This is a genomic window from Mesorhizobium sp. M2A.F.Ca.ET.067.02.1.1 (genome assembly GCF_004023285.1).
GTDB lineage: Bacteria > Pseudomonadota > Alphaproteobacteria > Rhizobiales > Rhizobiaceae > Mesorhizobium.
The window spans coordinates 1-2935 of sequence record NZ_RZSB01000749.1; the positions used below are offsets into that span (position 1 = coordinate 1).

3 protein-coding genes are annotated in these 2935 nt (G+C 66.0%); 2 read left to right on the forward strand and 1 reads right to left on the reverse strand.

Annotation, left to right across the window (positions count from 1 at the left end; translation table 11 throughout):
• A partial coding sequence (locus EOA28_RS31170) for a glycosyltransferase (protein ID WP_128315632.1) occupies positions 1 to 478 on the forward strand: 478 nt, incomplete at its 5' end.
• A gap of 60 nt (positions 479 to 538) precedes the next feature.
• Positions 539 to 1558, forward strand: coding sequence for a lipopolysaccharide heptosyltransferase II (gene waaF, locus EOA28_RS31175; protein WP_127251505.1), 1020 nt, complete (start codon positions 539 to 541; stop codon positions 1556 to 1558).
• Between the two features lie 5 nt (positions 1559 to 1563).
• Here the strand turns inward: waaF and EOA28_RS31180 are convergent.
• Positions 1564 to 2935, reverse strand: a 1372-nt coding sequence (locus tag EOA28_RS31180; RefSeq protein ID WP_128315633.1) for an NAD(P)H-hydrate dehydratase, incomplete at its 5' end; no start/stop codon positions are given.

Sequence of the window (2935 nt, forward strand, 5' to 3'; positions counted from 1 at the left end):
GGTGGACCTAGCGAAAAAATATGATTTCAAGCTCGATATCGCCGGCGGCTCGCGCTGGAAGCTGCTCGGCCGCAGCAAGACCCGCCGCGAGGGCGTCTTCTTCAAGAGCCTGTCGTCGCGATTCCGCTATCACGGCATGGTCGATGGCGAACCGAAGGTACGCCTGTTGGGCGAGACCAGGGCCTTTCTCAACCCGATTTCCTGGGAAGAGCCTTTTGGCAACGCGCCGGTCGAATCCATGCTGTGCGGCACGCCGGTGCTGACCACGGCGCGCGGCGCGCTGCCCGAAACCGTCGACGCCGACACTGGCCGCTTCTTCGATACGGATGACGAGTTCGCGCGCGGCCTTGGCGAGATCGGCGGTTTGTCGGCGCATAGATGCCGCGAATCTGCAGCAGACCGGTTTCCGATCGAGAAGGCCGCAAAAGCCTATGTCGAGCTCTATCACCGCATCCTTGATGGCGAAGCGCTTCCGTGAGACATCACGCAGGCGTCTCCTGTCAGCGGTGGCCGTTCCGGATCGAAAAGGTTTCGCGCATTGCGCCCCATCCTGGTTTTCTGCCTGCCGGCGATCGGTGATTTCATCCGCTGCCACGCGGCCATCCAGATCATCGCCGGGAGATTTCCCGGGCAGCCGATCGACATCATCACCTCGAGGATCGCCGCGCCGCTGGCGCGGCTGATGCCGCATGTCCGCAAGGTCTGGATAGCGGAGAAGCACTGGAAGCCGGGGCTGAAAGAGCGAGCAGCACTCGCGCGAAAACTGCGCGAGGAAAATTACCAGGCCGCCTATATGCTCACCAGCAGCGCCAAGGCTTGCCTTGTGCCGTGGCTTGCCGGAATCCCGGAGCGCATCGGCTATCCGCGCGAGTTCCAGTTCGGCATCGTCAACCGCCTGCCTGCCGGTTGGCTGAAATCGATGATTGCATACGGCCCGCGCAAGACGCGGCTGGCGGAACAGGTCTGCGCCATCGCACGCCTCGGCAAAAGGCCCGACGACGACCGGCCTTTGCCGTCGCCGCAGCTTGTTGTTTCCGCCGAGGAGCTTGCCGATTGGCGCCGGCGCAACGGCGTCGATCCGGCAAAACCGGCGATTGCCCTCTATACGTCCGACTTTGCCAACAAGCGCTCGTGGCCAGTGGAGCGCTTTGTCTCGATCGCGCGCGACTATACCGCTCGCGGCTGGTCGGTTTGGCTGATCGGCGGGCCGCGCGAGCGGCGGGGCGCCGCCGAAATAAAGGCTCATTTGCCGGAGGCGATCGACTTCACCGCGACGCCCGATATCGCGGAGGCCGTGTGCCAGATCGCGGCCTCGACCGTCTTTCTCGGTGTCGACGGCGGCATTTCCCATGCCGCCGGCGCGCTCGGCGTTCCATGCGTGCTCATATATGGCTCGAACCGGGCCTATGTGCACGGTCCGGTGAACGAACAGGTGATTTTCCTCGAGCCGCCGATTTCGACACCGGGTTGGGTCGAGAACACGCGCGCCGTCAGCGAGGACCGGGTTCGCGAGGCGCTGGCGGCAGCGACCCGAAAACACGCGCCGCAATTCGCCTGACCTTACTACTCGACCGCGGCGCCGAAGGGTTTATCGACAGAGCTCTGCATCAATTCGCGAAGAACCGGCACCATGGCCAGGGGCAGGTCTTCGGCTATCAAGCCCGGCCCAAAACGGTTGCCAGCCTCGGCATGGATCCAGACCCCAGCGCAAGCCGCTTCGAAGGCCGGCATGCCCTGGGCAAGGAGGCCGGCGATGATGCCTGCCAGCACGTCGCCCGAACCGGCGGTGGCAAGCCAGGGCGCGCCATTGCCGTTGATCGCGGCGCGGCCGTCCGGCGCGGCGATCACGCTGTCGGCGCCCTTGTAGACGATCACCGCGTTGGCACGCTGCGCGGCTTCGCGCGCCTTGGCGAGCTTCGACAACGCCTTGTTGCCCGCAATGTCCGCGAACAGCCTGCCGAACTCACCCTCATGCGGCGTCATGATCAACGCTGGCGCATCCGGTCTGCCGGCTGCCTCGAACAGCGTCGAGGCTCCATTGCGGAAGGAGGTGATGCCGTCGGCGTCGAGCACGAGGCCCTCGACGCCACCGTCCTGCCGCTTCCTGGCCAGCACGGCGAGCGTGAAATCGCGCGCCTTGTCGCCGATGCCGAAGCCGGGGCCGAGGACAAAGCTGGACGGCCGGCGATCGCCGATCAGGTCATGCACGTCCTCGATCGCGTCGACCTTGCGCAGCATGATGGAGGTCAGATGCGCCGCGTTGACCTGCATGGCGTTTGCCGGCGAGAGCACGGTGACGGCCCCTGCCCCGCTTCTTGCGGCCGCCAGCGCCGACAGCCGCGCCGCGCCGGTCGCCGATGGTCCGCCCGAAAAGACACTCGTATGGCCGCGCTTGTATTTGTGCGCGTCGACCGCCGGCGTCGGAAAGTTCGCGATCCAAAGCCCGGGCCGGTTCTCGAAGGTCCTTGGCGCGATCTCGTCGATGATCTCGTCGCGAATGCCGATATCGGCCAACACGATCTCGCCGCATCGCTCGCGGCCCGGCAGCAGCAGGTGCCCGGGCTTCTTTCGCGCGAAGGTCACCGTGAGGACCGCGCGAAATGCCGAGCCAAGAACTTCGCCGCTATCGCCGGAAACGCCCGAAGGCAGGTCGATCGCGACAACCGGCAGGTTCATCCCTGTCACGATGTCGACCGCGGCCTTGGCGTCGCCGGATAGCGGTTTCGACAGGCCTGCGCCAAAGAGCGCGTCGACGACCAGCGAACCGTCTTCGGGCGTGAGGGCCGACAGCGGTCGCCGCTCCAGGGTGCAAGCGGCAGCCGCGAGCGCGGCGTCACTGCCTGGCCGCGGTTCGCCCAACGCCCACAGAGCCACATCGACGCCGGCCTCGGCCAACAGCCGCGCCACGACATAACCGTCGCCGCCATTGTTGCCG